The 18,092-nt window shown below is 70.7% G+C and carries 16 protein-coding genes; 9 read left to right on the forward strand and 7 right to left on the reverse strand.

Going from position 1 to position 18,092, the window contains the following annotated elements; genetic code table 11:
- The first annotated feature begins 424 nt into the window (after nucleotides 1–424).
- Nucleotides 425–2,509 (forward strand): ABC transporter ATP-binding protein, encoded by a 2,085-nt coding sequence (locus tag A3IC_RS55150; RefSeq protein WP_086018449.1) that lies wholly within the window; start codon nucleotides 425–427, stop codon nucleotides 2,507–2,509.
- Here the strand turns inward: A3IC_RS55150 and A3IC_RS0118310 are convergent, their stop codons facing one another.
- From A3IC_RS0118310 to A3IC_RS0118315, 3 genes are all read right to left on the reverse strand, one after another.
- Nucleotides 2,510–3,721 (reverse strand): acyltransferase family protein, encoded by a 1,212-nt coding sequence (locus A3IC_RS0118310; RefSeq protein WP_020551499.1) that lies wholly within the window; start codon nucleotides 3,719–3,721, stop codon nucleotides 2,510–2,512.
- Between the two features lie 143 nt (nucleotides 3,722–3,864).
- A complete protein-coding gene (locus tag A3IC_RS68735; RefSeq protein WP_158695997.1) occupies nucleotides 3,865–4,161 on the reverse strand; it encodes a hypothetical protein in 297 nt (98 codons plus the stop codon).
- 402 nt (nucleotides 4,162–4,563) lie between these two features.
- A complete protein-coding gene (locus A3IC_RS0118315) occupies nucleotides 4,564–5,010 on the reverse strand; it encodes a PPOX class F420-dependent oxidoreductase (RefSeq protein ID WP_020551500.1) in 447 nt (148 codons plus the stop codon).
- 317 nt (nucleotides 5,011–5,327) lie between these two features.
- Between A3IC_RS0118315 and A3IC_RS0118320 the strand changes: the two genes are divergently transcribed.
- Entirely contained in the window at nucleotides 5,328–5,747 is a 420-nt protein-coding gene (locus A3IC_RS0118320; RefSeq protein WP_020551501.1) for a TOBE domain-containing protein, read from the forward strand.
- Between the two features lie 228 nt (nucleotides 5,748–5,975).
- On the opposite strand, the gene A3IC_RS71110 is transcribed toward A3IC_RS0118320, so the two are convergent.
- Complete coding sequence (locus tag A3IC_RS71110; protein WP_245599344.1) at nucleotides 5,976–6,332, reverse strand: hypothetical protein; 357 nt, start codon at nucleotides 6,330–6,332, stop codon at nucleotides 5,976–5,978.
- A 664-nt stretch (nucleotides 6,333–6,996) separates the two neighbouring features.
- On the opposite strand from A3IC_RS71110, the gene A3IC_RS66765 reads away from it, so the two are divergent.
- On the forward strand, nucleotides 6,997–7,278 hold the full coding sequence (locus A3IC_RS66765; RefSeq protein ID WP_281174493.1) for a DUF6328 family protein: 282 nt from the start codon (nucleotides 6,997–6,999) through the stop codon (nucleotides 7,276–7,278).
- Between the two features lie 32 nt (nucleotides 7,279–7,310).
- Here the strand turns inward: A3IC_RS66765 and A3IC_RS55160 are convergent, their stop codons facing one another.
- Nucleotides 7,311–7,715 (reverse strand): STAS domain-containing protein, encoded by a 405-nt coding sequence (locus A3IC_RS55160; protein ID WP_086018450.1) that lies wholly within the window; start codon nucleotides 7,713–7,715, stop codon nucleotides 7,311–7,313.
- A gap of 191 nt (nucleotides 7,716–7,906) precedes the next feature.
- Between A3IC_RS55160 and A3IC_RS55165 the strand changes: the two genes are divergently transcribed.
- Together A3IC_RS55165 and A3IC_RS0118345 are read left to right on the forward strand one after the other, a co-directional pair.
- A complete protein-coding gene (locus A3IC_RS55165) occupies nucleotides 7,907–8,290 on the forward strand; it encodes a helix-turn-helix transcriptional regulator (RefSeq protein ID WP_079026532.1) in 384 nt (127 codons plus the stop codon).
- 171 nt (nucleotides 8,291–8,461) lie between these two features.
- Nucleotides 8,462–8,785, forward strand: coding sequence for a plasmid stabilization protein (locus tag A3IC_RS0118345; RefSeq protein WP_020551507.1), 324 nt, complete (start codon nucleotides 8,462–8,464; stop codon nucleotides 8,783–8,785).
- A gap of 74 nt (nucleotides 8,786–8,859) precedes the next feature.
- Here the strand turns inward: A3IC_RS0118345 and A3IC_RS55170 are convergent, their stop codons facing one another.
- A complete protein-coding gene (locus A3IC_RS55170) occupies nucleotides 8,860–11,175 on the reverse strand; it encodes an Orn/Lys/Arg family decarboxylase (RefSeq protein WP_052173585.1) in 2,316 nt (771 codons plus the stop codon).
- A gap of 162 nt (nucleotides 11,176–11,337) precedes the next feature.
- Here A3IC_RS55170 and A3IC_RS0118355 point away from each other — a divergent pair, with 162 nt between their 5' ends.
- From A3IC_RS0118355 to A3IC_RS0118365, 3 genes are all read left to right on the forward strand, one after another.
- The gene (locus A3IC_RS0118355) at nucleotides 11,338–11,811 is read left to right on the forward strand and encodes a MarR family winged helix-turn-helix transcriptional regulator (protein ID WP_020551509.1); all 474 of its coding nucleotides are present in this window, start codon (nucleotides 11,338–11,340) and stop codon (nucleotides 11,809–11,811) included.
- A gap of 219 nt (nucleotides 11,812–12,030) precedes the next feature.
- The gene (locus A3IC_RS0118360; RefSeq protein ID WP_020551510.1) at nucleotides 12,031–12,591 is read left to right on the forward strand and encodes a DinB family protein; all 561 of its coding nucleotides are present in this window, start codon (nucleotides 12,031–12,033) and stop codon (nucleotides 12,589–12,591) included.
- A gap of 219 nt (nucleotides 12,592–12,810) precedes the next feature.
- Nucleotides 12,811–14,226 carry an MFS transporter gene (locus A3IC_RS0118365; RefSeq protein WP_020551511.1) on the forward strand — a complete coding sequence of 472 codons (1,416 nt, stop codon included), beginning with the start codon at nucleotides 12,811–12,813 and terminating at the stop codon, nucleotides 14,224–14,226.
- Between the two features lie 88 nt (nucleotides 14,227–14,314).
- On the opposite strand, the gene A3IC_RS0118370 is transcribed toward A3IC_RS0118365, so the two are convergent.
- Nucleotides 14,315–16,099 carry a glycoside hydrolase family 3 protein gene (locus tag A3IC_RS0118370; protein WP_020551512.1) on the reverse strand — a complete coding sequence of 595 codons (1,785 nt, stop codon included), beginning with the start codon at nucleotides 16,097–16,099 and terminating at the stop codon, nucleotides 14,315–14,317.
- Nucleotides 16,100–16,403: 304 nt separating this feature from the next.
- On the opposite strand from A3IC_RS0118370, the gene A3IC_RS55175 reads away from it, so the two are divergent.
- Complete coding sequence (locus tag A3IC_RS55175) at nucleotides 16,404–18,029, forward strand: alpha/beta hydrolase (protein ID WP_040876783.1); 1,626 nt, start codon at nucleotides 16,404–16,406, stop codon at nucleotides 18,027–18,029.
- Nucleotides 18,030–18,092: the final 63 nt, after the last annotated feature.

Genomic DNA, 18,092 nt, shown 5'->3' on the forward strand with positions numbered 1-18,092 from the left:
GGCCCGCGTGTGTCCGGAACGCATCGGTCCGCACGATCCTGCCCGCGTATGGAGCTCACGTGCTCGCCGCGTCGCGGTCGACGGAGGACAGCGGTGGGGCGATGTCCTCGAGGGAGTGGCGTTCGGCGTCGATGGCGAGGAACCCGGCGACGATGCCCGCGGCGAGCATGAGGCCGGCACCGATGCAGAAGGCGAGGACGGTGTCCGAGACGTCGCCGGACTTGGTCGGGTCGCGGTGACGGCGACCCGGATTCGCCGACCTCGGGGGGTGCGGACGTGCGTGGGGGGCGGGTTCGCCGAGCGCGCGTCGAGCCGCACCTTGCGAATACGCCCCCCGCACGCTCTCCCGGCGCGGACGAACACGGCACAGCATGTTCAACCCGCACCCTGTCCGGGGCGGACCGAGCAACGAGACGATCGAGGGATGCCCATGGCCCAGGACACCCGACAGCCGCCGGCGGCCCGCCCGTTGCGCCGCCGTGCCCGCGGCGAAAGGCGACGCGCCCGCGGCGAAAGGCGACGCGCCGCACACGACGCCGCGCGTACGGCGGGAGACACCACCGCCGCCACCCTGTTCGGAGGCAGCCTCACCCCCGCCTGGAGCGGATACCAACACCGGCGCCAGTCGACGGAGTTGTCCTTTCCGGGCACGCTGCGTCGGCTGCCGCGGCTGGTCGCGCGGTCCTTGCGGCTGGGGTGGCAGGCCGATCCGGGGGCGCTGGTGATCGTGGTGATCGCCGAGATCGGCCAGGGGTTGACCGCCGCATTCGGCCTGTTGGCCACGAATCAGATCCTGCTGGAACTGTTCTCCGCCGGACCCACACCCGATCGGGTCCGTTCCGCCGCGCCGGCCCTGCTGACCGTGGCGATCCTCGGCTGTCTCGGGGCGCTGCTGCGGGCCGCCTCCACGGCCGCCACCGGTCGACTGGAGCCGAAAGTCGAACGCGCCGCCGAGGTCGAACTCCTGGAGCGGGTCATCCGGGTGGAGATGACCAAGATCGAGGACCCCGAGTTCAAGAAGCTGATGAGCACGGCCCGCTACGGCACCAATGCCAGTCGCCTGATGATCACCTATGGCGTCCAGGTCGTGAACGCCCTCGTGTCGCTGATCGCCGTGGGCACGGTGCTGGCCGTCCTGCACCCGCTGCTGCTGCCGCTTCTCGTGCTGATCATCGTGCCGCAGGGCTGGGGGACGGTGCACTCGGCGCGCCGGAGGTATCGCTCCGTGTCGGCCTGGACGAACCACAGTCGCCAGCAGAGCGAGATCGCCTACTCCCTGTCGCACCACAGCACCGGCCAGGAGATCCGGGTCCACGGAGTCGGGTCCTACCTCCTGCACCACTATCGGGTCATGGCGCGATGTTCCGAGGCGGAGCAGACTCGGCTCGCCCGCGCGGATGCCACGACCGACCTGCTCACCTCGGGACTGTCCGGCGTCGCGTCGGGCATCACGTACGCGACGCTCGCGTGGCTCGTCCTGGGCGGCCACACCGGTCTCGCGACCTCGGGCACCGCGGTGCTCGCCATTCGGACCGGCACCGCCAATCTCGGCGCGCTCGTCCGGGCGATCAACAGCCTGTATGCCCAGGCCCTGTGGCTCAACGACCTCGAACAGGTCTGCGCCATCGCCGACACCCACGCGATCCCCGACACGGGAGCCTCGCTCGGTCCGCCGACGACGATCGAGGTACGCAACGTGTCGTTCACCTATCCCGGCCGTGACCGGCCCGCCCTGGACGACGTGACCCTGACGCTGCCCCGCGGCAAGGTCATCGCCCTCGCGGGGGAGAACGGCTCGGGCAAGTCCACCCTCGCCAAGATCCTCGCCGGCCTGTACCTGCCCTCCGAGGGGCACGTCCTGTGGGACGGCGTGGACATCCGCGAAGCCGACCGCACCACGTGGTTCGAGCACATCGGCCTCGTCCAGCAGGACTTCGCCCGTTGGGACCTCACCGCCCGAGCCAACGTCGTCATGGGCCGCCCCGACGTCGCGGCACCCCCGGACCCGATCCTGTTCCAACAGGCGTCCGACTACGCCCAGGCGCACAAGGTCACCGACGAGCTTCCCCGGGGCTGGGACACCCTTCTCGACCAGACCTACGACGGCGGTGTCGAACTCTCCGGCGGCCAATGGCAACGCCTGGCCCTGGCCCGGGCCCGATTTCGCAACGCGCACGTGGTCGTCTTCGACGAACCGACCGCCGCTTTGGACGCGCACGCCGAACACGAGGCGTTCACCCGCATGCGCGAACTCGTGCACGAGGGCGTCACCGTCATCCTGATCACCCACCGGCTCGCCTCCGTACGACGGGCCGACCACATCCACGTGCTCGACCACGGCCGCGTCGCGGAGTCGGGCACGCACGAGGAACTGGTGGCCGCCGACGGGCCGTACGCCCGGATGTACCGGATCCAAGCCGACCAATACCGCCAGGAACACCGGGAGTCGGCGTCGTCCGCACCGGACACCGCACACGAGGGCGACCCGTCCACGGACTGCCGGTCGTGATCAGCCGAGATGGGGTTCGTGTTCGGGTGCGGTCGACTTTCGGGGTGCGGGGGCGCGCATTGCGCCGGCGTCGACCGGTGTGGGATCGGCGGATGCGCCGGTGCGGGGGCGGGCCCATCGGCGCATGATCGGGAGTTCGTAGTACCGGTATACGGCCAGGGACAGGGCGATGGAGAGCACGGTCAGGGTCACGACGAACAGGGCGCCGGGCAGGACGGCGAAGGTCTTCTCCGCTCCGAGCATGTGGCGAATGGTCAGCATGAGCGGGTAGTGGGTCAGGTAGAGCGCGAAGGACGCCTCGCCCAGTGCGACGAGGCGTGGGTGGCGCATCAGGCGGGCGCGGCCCTGGATGTCGGCCCGGGTGAGGGCGGCGATGATCAGGGCGAGCGGGGCGGCCATGGCCATGCCGAAGGCGTACTGGGTGGGCAGGAACGGCAATGCCCCGAACACCACCACTGCGGGGGCGGCGACCCGGGTCCGGTTCAGGTGGGGCAGGCGGCCGGTTTGCACCAGGCGGGCGGTGAGGATGCCCAGGACGAACTCCGACAGCCGCACCGGCGGGCAGAGGTAGACGAACCAGATGCTGGTCGCGTTGGTGGGCATCCAGTCGTACAGCTGCGGCCCCGGCACGAAGGTGGACACCAGCGGCATCAGGAGGGTCGCCGCGGCGAGCGCCGCCCAGTGGTTGCCCAACCGCCGCGTGGGGATCTTCGACACGGCGGCCAGGAGGACGGGGAAGAGAGCGTAGAAGAAGGCTTCGCAGGAGATCGACCAGGCGGGGGCGTTGAAGCTGAAGAAGAAGCCCGCGTCCGGGATCCAGCTCTGCACCAGGAACAGGCTCGCCACCGCGGCGCCGGCACTGTCGCCGTCGGGCATCACGGTGGCCGGCGTGGCGACGATGACGGTGAAGAAGGCGACGGCCAGGGCCCAGCCGATGACGTGGGTGGGGACAATCCTCCAAAAGCGTCGGCGCCAGAACGCCCGGTGCGACTCCCCCGGAACGTGGGCCCAGGTGAGCACGAATCCCGACAGCACGAAGAAGCCGCTCACCGCACTGGTGGCGATCGGCTCCATCACCCGCAGTGGGCTGTCCGGTTCGAGGTCGAAGATGCCCGAGATGAGGGACAGATGACACAGCACCACGCAGAGCGCGAGGACGAAGCGCAGGCCCGTCAGCGAGGGAAGCCGGGCGGGGAGGACCTTGTCGGGCACTGGCTGATCTCCTTGGCCAGCGGTCGTCGGCACGCTGGGGAGGCGTAACGGCTGTGATCCTCGGGCGGTCGGGCGCCCGTGCCCGGGGTCTCACCGGGGAGGACACCCGGAGGAAACGGTGACGTGCGGCTTCCCGTCGGACCTCACCGGGCGTCTCCCGGCCCGGCCGGGCCGGTGGTGTGCACGGGCAGGCTGTGCGGGTGCCGCAGACCGCCCCGGTGCCAGGACGGTTCGGCCGGGTCGCCGGCCGGTGTGAGCCGGGGCGGGCGGTGCCATGCGCCAGGCGCTGTGGTGGAACGGTGCGGCCAGGCGCAGCAGTTCCTCCACCACGGCTTCGGCGTGACCGCCCACGCGGGCAGCCCGCCGGCCGGCCGCACCGCCATCACACCGGGCCGTGCCGTCGGCGCCGCGTACCGCTCGGCGAAGTCCTGTGCGGGCACCGCCGGGCAGTACAGGGGCTGGGCACGCGACCAAGGCGCAGACAACGACTGTGGCAAAGTCATGGATCTCCGAACCATCGGGAGATGGCGGCCCGACGAGCCGTCACCGACGGGTCGAAGCGTATGAGCGGGGTATTTGGGAACGAAATTGATCGGTCACACAAGTAAGCCGGGTGGCGGGCAGGTGCACACCCGGCTCGGGGCTCGGCAGGGATGCGTCCGGGCCTGCACTGTCCGTACGACGACGTGGGGGCGTGTGGACACGGACCAGCGCGTCATGGTCGGCGAGGGTGGGCGGGGCGGCGGGGTATCGGGACATCACCCGCGCCGCGCCCGCGTTCGCCCTGACCGTGACGCGCTCGTGGCGTTGTTCGTCGACCCGGTCGCCCGAGGCCGGGTCGGTTACTCCGCGTCCGCCACGGTCCGGCTGCCGCCCGCCTGGTCGTTGTCCTTGAGCGTGCCCCAGCCGTGCCAGCGGTCGATCCGGATCCAGGCGCTGACTCGGCCCCGGTTCCGCTGCGGGTATTCCTGGTCGGTGTAGTGACGGGCCAGCCGGTCGATGTCGACCATGTCCTTGTCGTCGCGGATCTCGTCGATGTGGCCGACGATGCTGAGGTGCGTGTACCAGTTCCCGGTTTCGAGCACGGTGAGGGAGACGCGGGGATCGTTGCGGATGTGGTCGAGCCGCTTGCGTCCCTCGTCCATGTTGAGCAGGATGCGTCCCTCGTCCCACAGGTACCAGGTCGCCGTCGAAACGGGCTGCCCGTCGGCCCGAAGCGTGGTCACGACTGCGGGATTGGGCTGCCGCAACATCGCGATCGCCTCTTCGGGCAGCGGCGGCTTCGACATGTGTCCTCCTCGTCGGTGTCCGGCCGCGGTGGGAGTCGCGGCGAGTTCGCCGCACCGGACCGCAACGAAACAGTACTCCGGGGCTCACCCGGATCTCGGGTGTGCCGCAGGCGGGAACAGGGGTCGGCCGCGAACATGGCGACGGCGCAGCCGATCCGTACGGCATGTGTACGGCGGATGCGCGGGACGAAAGCCCTTGGAGTGGCATCCGGGAACCGCCCTCGTGTCTGCGTCGACCCGGGGCCACATGCGTTTAGGGTGGCGGCGGCGCGTCCGGAAGGTCGGCTTCCGGCGATGAGGGATCCAGGTGTGTCCGTATGTCGCTCAGCATCCGTAACCGGTTCAACGGCACCGCGACCTCGGTGACCACCGGCGAGGTGATGGCCACCGTCAAGGTCCGGCTCGACTCCGGCCGCGAACTCACGGCCGCGATCACCGTCGACGCGGTCACGGACCTCGGCCTGGCCGAGGGCAGCGCGGTGCTGGTCCTGGTCAAGGCCACCGAGGTATCGCTCGCCACCGGCGCCGTCGGCGGCTTGAGCATCCGCAACCGAATCCCCGGCATGGTGACCGAGGTCGCCCTCGGCGGCGCGATGGCCGGGGTCAAAGTCGCCACCGATGACGGCGAGTTGACGGCCGTCGTCACCGCCGAAGCCGCGCACGACCTCGGCCTGGCGTCGGGTTCCTCGGTGACGGCCCTGCTCAAGTCGACCGAGGTTGCGCTCGCCTCGATCTGATCTCTCGTCCGCCGGGTTCGATCTCGCCGACCCCGGAGACATCGCCGCCGTCCCCGAGGACGGGCGATGGGCGGGCCGCCGGTGACGACGGCCGCTGCGCCCACGCGCGCGAGGTCATCGCCCGCGCAGCGTGGTCGGCAGGATGCCGCCGCCGTCGACCTCGAAGGCGTTTGATCAACTCCGCTTCGGCAGCGGTCCATTCCGCGCAACCGGCGGTGTCCGGCTTGGTCATCGCCAGGCCCGCGAGGCGCTGGTACTCGGGGTTGTCGACGGCACTGAAGATGAGGCCCTCGGGCGGCTTGGGCCCGGAGAAGAACGGGAGGTTCTGATCGGGCGTGGGCACCGAGACCTCTTCCATCCCGCCGCCCGCAGCGCCTCGGCGGCCCGGGTCACGTCGTGCGGCGGGAGGTTGGCGGTGATCGAGTCGGTGGGGCAGGGCGGTGTCATCGTGGTGCCGAGTCGGGTCGCGGCCACACCCTTGCCGCCGGTGGCCACCGCGCCGAGCTGCTTGAGGTCGAGCGCGGCGACCAGGGCCCAGCGCACCCGGGCATCGGCGGTGACGCGGTTCGGGGCCTCGTTGAACAACAGCCGGCCGAGGGTCCCGCCGGGTCTCGAACCCGAGGCCGGCCGCGGTCAGGCGGGCGCGATCGGAACCGACGACCCGCGCGACGTCGAGCTGCCCGCCCGGCAGCAGGTTGGTCCTGGCGGACTCGTTGCCGACGAACTTGAAGACCACCCGATCCGGTGTGTCGCCGACGCCCGTCCGGGCCGCCTTCGCGCTCCTGGGCGCAGGCCGGGCGATCACCTCGTGGCGGGCGTGTCTTCGTCGATGACCGGGCAGCGGTCGGCCGATCGGGGTGACGAGACGTGTGGCGTGTTGCCCACGACGTCGATCGGGCCCGTTCGTGCCGCGTCGAAAAGCGCCGCGCCGGTCCGGCCGGCCCCACGGGGGGAGGGTCGGCCGAACCGGCACGGGTCGTCGTCGCGAACCTGGAGAACCGGTGGTTCGCGACGATCGCACACGTCCGGTACGGACCGGACGCGGGTCGGGTGGTTCACCGGGTATCCCGGTGGGGTGGCTGATCCCATGGTCACAGGGATCGCCTCCGGTGCGCGTCGCCCTGCGGTCTGACGGGGAGCGTCACTCCGACGGCCGAGTGGGCCTACCGCAGGAGGAGAAGAAACCGGTCGTGTCCGGCGCAGACCGGTACGCGGGTACCGGGACTCCTCCCCGTCGCGCCCACATCCGGTGGCACCGAGGGGAGTTGCGCCGCGGCGCCGCCCGGGCATGGGCGTGGTCCGCGTGGCGAACCACCTCGTCACGGCAGGGGTGGGCCTGTTGGCGTGCACGATCGGCTGCTCGTTGTTGCTGCTGTTGCGGGTGGCCACCGGCACCGTGACCGCGGCGGTGCTCACCGCGTCGGCCGCGGCGTGGTTCCTCGGCTGGTGGCTCGTCCTGCCGTTGGTCCTTCGCCCGCGCGAACCGGAGTCGCAGGCGGGGGAGGCGAGTCCGGACCGGCACGCGACCTGAGAGATCGCTGCGCCGCCGGTCCCGCGGCGTGGTCACGGGAAGGCGAGCGGGATGAACAGGTGTGCGGTGTCGGTGACTTCGAGCAGGCGGCCGAGTCTGTCGCCGGGCGCGAGACCGAAGCGCGTCCCGGTTTCCTGGGCTCTGGCCCGCGCGTACAGCAGGGCGTGAAGACCCGTACTGTCGCAGAACGTGAGGGTGCGCATGTCCACATCCACCCGGTGCGCCCCGGTGTCCAGCGCGATGTCGAGGGCGCGGCGCAGGTGTGGTCCGGTGTCGATGTCGAGTTCACCGCCGATCCGCAGCAGGACCCGGTCGCCGGCGACGCTCACCCGAATGCGCAGGTGCTTCGGCGCGGTTTCGGGGCGGTCGGTTCGGCGGGTCCTGGGGCGACCCGGGGGGTGGGACGGGTGGCGGGTGGCGGGGCGTCGTGGGGCCATGACGGGCTTCCCTCCCTCGCGTATCGGGCGGGGACCTCGATCGTTCGGCGGCGGCATCGGATGTCTCATGGTCGAGTCGCTCTGGCCTTCGTGGTCTCCAGCATCGGTTGTCGCCGAACATACGTCAAGAAATTCATGAACTGCAATTCGTGTGTCGAGTTGCCGGAATGATCGAGCCTATGATGGTCGGCATGAGCGATGCGGAGCAGTCCCGGCCGTCATGGACGTTCTTCACCAATCACGCCCGTGTGCTCTCGGTGATCGCCCGTGATCCGGAAGTGCGGGTGCGTGACATCGCCGCGGCGTGTCTACTGACCGAGCGCGCGGTTCAGGCCATCCTGGTGGACTTGGAGGACGGCGGGTATCTGACCCGTCAGCGCAGCGGACGGCGCAACATCTACCGGGTCGTGCCCGGAACCGAGGTTCGACATCCGGCCGATCGTGGCCGGGCCGTCGCCGACGCCCTCGACCTGCCCGAACAGGAGCTGTCGAGCGGGGCGGACGCGAACGCGGTTTCGGCCGACGCGGGTGAGCGGGAGTTCGGACGGCACGATCGCATGGATTCCGGAGGTTGAGCAGCGCTCCTGCGCCTACGCCGTGCGGGTCTCGGAGGCGGGCCGACGCAGCGCGGTTCACCGCTCGGTGTCGGTCCGGGCCTTCCCCGCCCGTCCCGCATGTCTGCGCAGGCATCGGGTAGCGGCTCGGTGTTCGAGCGTCGGATCGCGCGAAAAACGAGGTGAGCGACCATGCCGAGGGGATCGAGTCCCAAGCGGGAACGCCAGTACGAGCACATCAAGGAGAGCGCGAAGAAGCGCGGCGAAAACACCAAGCGTGCCGAGGAGATCGCGGCCCGCACGGTGAACAAGGAGCGCGCCCGGTCCGGTGAGGCCCAGACCGCGAGCCGCACCTCGCTCCAGGACATGTCCTCCTCCCGACGCGGAGGCCAGCGCTCGCACAGCGGCGCGCAGGGGCCCACCTACGACCAGCTCTATGCCGACGCCAAACGTCGCGGCATCAAGGGCCGTTCGTCGATGAACAAGAAGCAACTGCAGCAGGCACTCGGCCACTGACGGTCACCGGTCGGACCGGGCGTTCGGAGTCGACGTCGCACCCGACGTCGACTCCGTCGCCGGTCGGGGTGTGTTCAGCCGGGCGAGCCTCGGGTGCGGCCCGCGACCTCGATCAGGTAGGTGCCGTTTTCGTCGATGGTCACGCCGTGGGTCTCGCTGCCGAAGGCGGGGAAGCGTCGGTCGAAGGCTTCCAGCGCGCTCAGATAGCGCAGCAACGGGCCGTCGGCCGCGCCGATTTCCTCGCCCGGCATCAGGACCGGGATCCCTGGCGGGGTGACGCACACCATCGCCGCGGCGACGCGGTCGGCGGCGGCGCTGAGCGGGACGCGTTCGGTGTCGCCCCGCATGAGCCGGCGGAAGGACACCTGTGGCGCGGTGGCCGCGCGGGGCAGGGTGCGGAAGGCATCGTCGAGGAGCCCGACCAGGTCTACGTCCCGCAGGTGTTCGTGCATCGACGTGCACAGGTCGCGCAGCGTCAGGTCCCGGTAGCGATGCGGATGCGCGGCCACGATCTCGGGCAACGCCTCTGCCAGAGGCGCGCCTTCGTCGTACCGAGCCTTGAAGTCGGTGAGCGCGTCGAGCAGCGTGCCCCATTTGCCCTTGGTGATGCCCAGGGAGAACAGGATCAGCGTGCTGTAGGCGTCGGTCTTCTCGACCATGACCCGCCGGGTCTCCAGGTACGCGGTCAGGATTCGAGCGGGGATACCCCAGTCGGTCATCGTGCCGCGGGCCGTGGTGCCCGGGCAGGTGATGGTCACCTTCACCGGATCCAGCAGGCACCAGCCCTGGTCCAGGTCCGGGAAGCCGTGCCACGCGGCGCCGGGGGCGAGTTGCCAGCAGGAGGGGTCGGTGCGCAGCAGATCCGGTGGGGCGTCCGCGAACGGCACCGTCTCGCCGGTGGTCGGGTCGACCACCTCCTCGGGCTGCCACACCCCGAAGAACCATGCGGGGCGGTCGCCGGCGGCGGCGATCCTGCGGCCCAGGTGCACCATCGCCCGGCGAAAGCGCACCGCCTCGGTCACCGCCTCGTCGATCAGACAGCGACCCTGCGGCCCGTCCATCATCGCGGTGGCCACGTCGAGCGAGGCGATCATCGGGTAGAGCGGCGAGGTCGAACCGTGCATCATGTACGCCTCGTTGAACCGGTCGTGTGCCACCGGCGCCCGAGGCGTGTCCCGCACATGCACCATCGCGCTCAGCGAGAGCGCGGCCAGCAGCTTGTGCGTGGACTGGGTCGAGAACACCGTCGGCCGCTCCGGCCCGGGCAGCGTGTCCGGCCCCACCGCCATCGCGAAGCGATGCGCGTACAGCGGGTGAAAGCGCGCGTACGCGAACCACGCCTCGTCGAAGTGCACGCGCGCGACGCTCTCCCCGAGCGTGCCCGCCGCGCGCACCGCGTCGTAACACAGGCCGTCGTACGTCGAGTTGGTCAGCACGGAGTACACGGGCACGGGCGAGACCGCGTCCGCCGTCAGCGGGTGCTCCGCGATCCGCGCCCGCAGTGCCTCCGGGGCCAGGGCACTCGCCGGGACCGGGCCGGCGAGTCCGTATCCGTTGCGGGTGGGTACCAGATACACCGGCCGGGCCCCGGACATCACCAGGCCGTGCAGGACCGACTTGTGGCAGTTGCGGTCGATCAACGCGATCTCGTCGAGCCCGATCGAGGCGTGCCCCACGAGGCGGTCGGCGGTCGAGTCGCCGCCGAGCATGAAGTAGGTGCGATCCGCGCCGAACACCCGCGCAGCGTTGCGCTCCGCCGCGCCGATCGGCCCGGTGTGCTCGAACAACGAACCCAACTCGGCCACCGACACCGACAGATCGCTGCGAAAGAGCTGCTCCCCGAAGTACTCGTGGAACATGCTGCCGACCGGGGACTTCAGGAACGCCACCCCGCCCGCATGGGCCGGCGTGTGCCACGAGTACTCGAACGAGTCGTCGAACCGGCGCAACGCCGCGAAGAACGGCGGCAGCAGAGCGTCCAGATAGGTGCGTGCCGCGTGGGCGATCCGGCCCGCGATGAAGCCGGGGGTGTCCTCCGACAACCACACGTAGCCGACCACGGTCTCCGCGACGAACAATGGCAGATCCGCCGGATCGTGATGGCTGAGAACCAGAAACACGGGCAGGTCCCGAAAGCGCTCGCCCACCCCGCGCAACACGGCGGCCGCGTCCGAATCGCGGTCCTCGGCTTCGAGTTCCCAATCGACCACGGCCGCCACCACGCGCGGGTCGGACCGCAACACGCCCGCCGCGTCGCGTGCCCGGGTCACCCACCGCACGTCGAAGCCGTCGGCCTCCAGTGCCGTGCGGATTCGGCGCAGTTGTTCGGCCTCGACTCCCGCGCCGTCGGCCGCCTCGGATATCGCGAACACAACCGTTCCAGGAGACATCCGTACTCCTTCCCGCCCCGGGACGACCCTCCGGTCGCCCTGCTTCACGATCCGATCCCCGATGGCCGAAGATGAGGGCTTTCACCGGTGACAACCCGAATGGCCTAAACACGCGCACACGAGAGATTGCTTGCTTGTACAAGCAGTGTGTAGGTTGAGGTCATGTCGGACTTCACACCGACCGGCGAGCCCGAGGCGGAGCCCGCCGGTGATGACGAGGACGACCGCTGGTGCATGGCGGTGCGTCTGTTGGGGCGGATCGAACAGCGGTTGGACAAGGCTCTGCGATTGGCCCATGGGTTGCAGCTCTCGGAGTATCGCGCGCTGTGCGCACTGAGCCGGGAGGACAGCGGGGGAAGCCTGCGCATGGGGGAGTTGGCGGAGCGCATCGGCCTGAAGGTCAGTTCGGTCACCCGACTCGTCGGGCGACTGGAGGCCCAGGGCATGGCCGAACGAACCTCCGTCGGCGGGGAGGACGGCCGAGGGGTGCGAGCCACCGTCAGTACGGCCGGACACCTGCGCTACGAGCAGGCGACGGCCACCTACCGCGCCGCGCTCGGCGCGGAGTTGCACGCCGCCCGCGAGAACGTTCACCTCGCCGAACTGGCCGCCTGGGTCCGCGGCACCCGACCCTGACCCTGACCCTGGCGCGCCGCGCGCCGCGCGCCGGAGCGCGACGACACGACGGGCCCGCGCGGGACGCGGATTCTGCACGCCGTCAAGGTCTGATCCCGCAGCGGCCCCGGTACGGCCACGGCCCGCGTCCCGATGTGATGCGAACAGACCCCGGGTGCCGGCCCGAACACCCCGCCGACAATCCCCAAGCCCGTACCGGGCAGATCGTGAGGACCGACCATGACGGACACGACCGATCCGACCAGAAGGGGCGACCTGTTCGTCGGCGTCGCCGGCAACCGCCGCTTCGACGGCCCGACCACGGGGGACGAGCGAGCCGTCCTGGCCGACGTCCTGGCCGCCCAGCGCACGACGCTGGAACTCAAGTGCTCCGGGCTGGGCCCGGAGCTGGCCCGGCGATCCGTGGAACCCTCCACACTCTCGCTGCTCGGTATCGTGCGCCACCTCGCCGACGTGGAGCGCCGCTGGTTCCGGCAGGTTCTGGCCGGACAGGACGCACCGGCCCGCTTCTCCTCCCCCGCCGACCCCGACGGCGACTTCGACGGAGCGGTGCCCGACGCCGAGACCGTCGAGCAGGCATGGGACGCCTGGCGCGCGGAGGTCGCCTTCGCCGAGCGCTTCACGATCGAGGCGCCCGACCTCGACGTGGCGGGCGAGGACGCGTGGCGCGGAACGGTGTCGCTGCGCTGGGTGCTGATCCACATGGTCGAGGAGTACGCGCGCCACAACGGCCACGCCGACCTGCTGCGCGAACGCATCGACGGAGCCGTCGGCCTGTGACCCGCGTCCCGGGCCGCGGGGCGACGGACCGCCGGTGACGGCGCAGGACCGTGGGCCGGGACCGTGGGCGTGCGACGTCCGTCACGTGTGCCGGCGTTCTGCGGAAGATCGTGACACAACTGATCTGACGGGTCGTCAGTTCGGTTGGCGGCCCCTGGATCCGGGAGCCGTCTCGTGGCAACCGCCGTACCTTCGTCCAGTCTTCGTTCCCGTCTGATCGTGCCGACCCTGGCCTTCGGCGGCACCCTCATGGCACTCATGCAGACGGTGATCGTGCCGCTGCTGCCCGCGCTGCCCGGCGATACCGGGTCGTCGCCGGGAACGGTGAGCTGGATGCTGACCGCGACGCTGTTGTCCGGTGCGGTGCTCAACCCGGTGCTGGGGCGCGCCGGCGACATGTACGGCAGGCGTCGCATCCTCGTCGGCGCGCTCGCGGTGATGACGGTGGGATCGGCCCTGTGCGCGATGACGTCCGACATCGGCGTCCTGATCGCCGCGCGCGCCTTGCAGGGTACGGCCGCCGCGGTCGTGCCGCTGGCCACCGGCATCCTGCGGGACGAGCTGCCGCCGCACCGGGTCGGCTCGGCGGTCGCGCTGATGAGTTCGACGGTGGGGATCGGGGCCGCGGCCGGGCTGCCGCTGGCGTCGGTCGTGGTGCAGCACGCCGATTGGCACGTGTTGTTCCGGGTGACGACCGGCCTGGGTGTGTTCGGCGTCGTGCTCTCGTGGTGGGTGGTGCCGCGGTCGTCGACGCGTACCCCGGGTCGTTTCGACGTCGTGGGTGCCCTGCTGCTCACCACCGGCCTGGTGGGCGTGCTGCTCGCGGTGTCCAAGGGCGGGGACTGGGGGTGGACGAGCCCGGTGGTGCCGGCGGTCGGCGCGGCCGGCGCGCTCGTGTCGGTGATCTGGGGTCGGCATCAGTTGCGGGTGCGCGAACCCCTCGTGGATCTGCGACTGGCGGCCCGCCGCACGGTCCTGCTGCCGCACCTGGCGGCCCTGGTGACCGGGTTCGCCTTCTATGCCAACTGGCTCGCGACCGTGCAACTGGTGCAGGCGCCCGAGGAGACCGGATACGGCCTGGGCGCCTCCGCGTTGGTGGCGAGCCTGTGCCTGCTGCCCGGCGGGCTGACGATGGTGGTGATGTCGCCGGTGTCGGCACGGTTGTCCGCCGCGCGCGGCGCGCGCTCGACGCTTGTGGCGGGGGCGTCGGTGATCGCGGGGGCGTACGTGGTGCGGGTGTTCACCAGTGAGCAGATGTGGACGATCGCGGCCGGGGCGACGCTGTGTTCGGTGGGGACCGGGCTGGTGTATTCGGCGCTGCCGACTCTGGTGATCCAAGCCGTGCCGGCGGAACAGACGGCGGCGGCGACGGGCTTGAACGTGCTCATGCGCACGATCGGCCAGGCACTGTGCAGCACGGTGGTCACCGTCGTGTTGACGACCGTGACATCGACGCTGCCGACCGGTGCGGGGGGTGCCACGTACGCCTCACTCGACGCCTACCGCCTCGTCTTCGCGCTCGCCGCCGCGGCGGCACTCGTCGCGGCGATCACCGCGGCGGCGATCCCACGTGCCGCCCCCGCCGCGGCCGAGACCCGCGACCCTCTCCGCCACGCCTCCCGAACGTCCTCCTGACCCCCGGAGTGGGTGTTCGCACCCCACCCGGAAGCCGACGCCCGGGGACACCGAGGCGGCCGCGCCCGGCACACCCGCGACGGTTCCGTTACCGGGGCGCGTGTGGGTGGCCGCAGCGAAACAGCGGTTCGCGGGTGTCGAAAGGCACGTCCTCGCGGGAGTCCTCGACGGCCCGCATGGACGAGGGCAGGTCGAAGGGCAGGGTTCCGGGGGTGGGGTTGTTGCCGAAGACGGCGTCCAGGACCAGGTCGTCGTCGGCGCCGAAGTCGGCCAGGAGGGTGGCGGCGCAGCCGGCGAGTTCGGTGAGGATCGCGGCACGGTCGAGGAAGACGTCGACGGCCGTGGGTACGGTCGCGCACAGCTTGCGCAGTCGCTCGACCTCGCCGGCGGGGAAGTCGAGGGATCCGGCGTGGAAGTGGCGTTCCAGGAGACCTTCGCGGGGTTCGTAGGGGGCGTCGATCCGGATCACGGCAAGGTCCGCGTCCTCGGGTCGTTCGACCACCGTGCCGTAGCGGGCGGCGACTTCGGGGTCGATGTTCTCCACGTACAGTCGGCACCGCGGCGGGGTCGCCGCGAAGGGTTCTCCGGTCAGGCGGACCAGGGAGCGCTGTTGTACGCGACGGCCGAGTCCGGTGCGCGTGGGGTGCCCCACGACCTGTTCGGCGACCTCGGGGTCGACGTACGGGTCGTCGAACAGGCCGAGTCGGAACTTGTCGCGCAGGATGCGTCGTGCCGACGCGTCGATGCGGGTCTCCTCGACGGCGCCGGAGCGTACCGCGTCGACGATCAGGTCGGCCCGGGTCTCGCCGCCGAACTGGTCGACGCCGGCGTGCACCATCATCGCCGCCTGCTCGGCGAGGGAGAGGTGTTCGACGCCCCAGTTGCGTGGCGGCAGGGTCACGACGCCGGGGATCTCCATGCCGGTGAGCACGTTGAAGTCGCTGCACACCACGCCGTCGAAGCCGTAGCGGTCGCGCAGCAGGCCGGTGAGGACGTCGCGGTTGAACGAGGAGCCGACCTCGGCGAGCGCGGTGCCCACGGGGATCGAGTAGCACGTCATGACCTGGGCGGTGCCGACCTCGAAAGCGGCCTCGAAGGGCCGCAGGTGGTATTCGAGGTTCCCACCGGGGTAGACGGTGCGGGTGCCGTAGGCGAAGTGCGGGTCCTCGCCGCCCTCTTGGGGGCCGCCGCCGGGGAAGTGCTTGGTCATGCAGGCGACGCTGTCCGTGCCCAGGCGCTCGCCCTGCATGCCCCGGATATAGGCGGCCAGGATGCGTGCGGCGCGGTCGGCGTCCTCGCCGAAGGTGCCGCTGGTGCGCGGTTTGCGGGGTTCGGTGGCCAGGTCGGCCATCGGATGGATCGCGACGCGGACGCCGACGGCGCGCAGTTCGGCGGCCATGGCCGCGGCGTACGCCTCGACGAGTGCGGGGTCGTCGGTGGCGGCGAGACCGATCGGTTCGGGGCCGCGGCTGAAGGCGCCGCCGGTGAACGCGGTGGCCGGGTTCTCGGTGAAGCCGTGTCGGGGGTCGGAGGCGAGGGTGACCGGGATGCCGAGCCGGGTGGCGGCGGCCAGGTCCTGAACGTGGTTGTTCCACCGGGCCATCTCGACCGGTGAGGGCATGGCGGTCAGGCCGAAGGTGTTGATGCCGCGTTCGGTGATCAGTTCGGCGCCGGAGGGTACGCGGGCGCCGCCGCCGGGGATCATCCGGCCGCAGCACATCAGTCCGGCCTTCTCCTCCAGGGTCATCCGGCCCACCAGGTCGGTGACGCGTTCGTCGATCGGGAGCCGGGGGTCCTCGTAGGGCTCCATGGTCCCGTTGTGGTTGAGGTCGCGAAAGCGGGTGCCGTCGTGGTGGCGCAGTGTCCGGGGCATGGCGGATCAGTCCTCGTGGTGGATGAGCCGGACGGCGGATCCGGCGGTCGTGCATCGACCCAGAGAAGTGGCACAACTGCCAGATGACAGTAGTGCAAAGTCTTGCGGTGGGGAAGATCGCGACCCGGGTGCGGACCGATGCGCGAGCATGCGGACCACTCGCGCCCGACCGGCCCGCCCCGCCGGTTCTACGCGTGCCCGACCCGGCTGCGCCCGGCGGTTGGCCGACTTCGCGTCGGTCACAGCTTGGTAACGTCCAGTCATCTCGGTGGTTATGCAATTTCACATGTCACATCATTCGTGCATGAGAAAAGTCATAGCCCTGTTCTCCGCAGCCGTGGCGCTCGTGGCCCTCGGCGGAGTCTCCGTCGGCGCCGCACCCGACTCCACCGGCGTCGAGGACACCGGGCAGGGAAAACTCGTCTGGAGCTCCTGTAACGACGCCACCACGCCCGCGCTGCAGTGCGCGATGCTCGACGTGCCGGTGGACTACGCGACCCCGCACGGCCCCAGGATCAAGATCAAGGTGAACCGGCTTCCCGCCACCGCGCCCAGGAACAGGCAACAGGGTCCGATTCTGCTCAACCCCGGCGGCCCCGGGAGTTCCGGGCTCTGGATGCCCGCGTTCATCTCCGGGCAGATCCCCCAGGACGTCGCCTCGACCTACGACTGGATCGGCTTCGACCCGCGCGGCACCAACGGCAGCGAGCCCCATGTCGTCTGCGACGCCGAATACTTCCACGGCGAGCGGCCCGACTACCAGATCAGCCAGGGCACTTCGAAGGCGTGGCTGACGAAGGCGGCCGGGTACGCCGCCGACTGCGCGGCCGACTGGTCCTGGCTGATGCCGCACATGACCACCGTCGACAACGCGCGCGACATGGACAGCATCCGGCGGGCGCTCGGCGCGTCGAAGATCAACTTCTACGGCGGCTCCTGGGGCACCTCGCTGGGCTCCACCTACGGCCAACTCTTCCCCTCGCGTGTCCGGCGCATGGTGCTGGACAGCATCGTCGGCCCGACCATCCCCTGGTACGACCACAACATCCTGCAGGACCAGGAACACCAGCGCCGCTTCGACGCGTTCGCCGACTGGACGGCCAAGGCCGACTCGGTCTACCACCTGGGCACGGACGCCGCCGCGGTGAGGAAGGCGTACGACCAGGTGGAGGCCGCCCTGCGGACCGACCCGGTGGACGCCGCCCCGGCCCCCGGCAGGATCGGCCCGGCGGAATTCGAGGACACCTTCTACGGCGGCGGCTACAACTTCCTGCGCTGGCCCCGGATGGCCACCGTGCTCTCGGCCTACGTCACCCGTCACGACACCCGGCCGCTGAACATCGCCTACAACCGCTACGCGGCGCCGGGCACGGACGACGGCGCCTTCCCGGCGTACAACGCGGCGCAGTGCAACGAGAACGCGTGGCCGCGCGACTGGGAGTTCTGGAAGAAGGACCAGGCCAGGGTCAACGCCACCGCGCCCTTCTACACCTACAACAACATGTGGTACAACGCGGCCTGCATGTTCTGGCCCGGACAGGGCAATCCGGCCGGACGCCTGAAGATCACCGGCAAGGGTCTGCCGCCCGTCCTGCTCTTCCAGGCCACCGAGGACGCCGCCACCCCGTACGAGGGTGGCCTGGCCATGCGTGACGCCTTGCCCGGTTCCAAGTTGGTCGTGCAGACCGGCGGCAGCTTCCACGAGATCCTGTTCCACGGCAACGCCTGCCTGGACGACACGTTCACCGCGTACCTTCGCGACGGCAGCCTCCCCAAGGGCGGCGGCCGCATCGCCAAGACGTGCGCCCCCGGGCCCGACCCCGAGCCCGTCTACGTGAGCCCGCCGCCGGACCCGACGGCCAAGTCCGCCGGTACGGCCACGCCCCTTTCACCCACCGACCCCGAGGCCGTGCGCGGCGTCCTGCGGTAGTCGAATCCAACAGTCCGATACCCGGATGTGATCCGCCGGCCGTCGGCTCGCAGCCGACGGCCG

This window comes from Embleya scabrispora DSM 41855, from assembly GCF_000372745.1.
Classification (GTDB): domain Bacteria; phylum Actinomycetota; class Actinomycetes; order Streptomycetales; family Streptomycetaceae; genus Embleya; species Embleya scabrispora.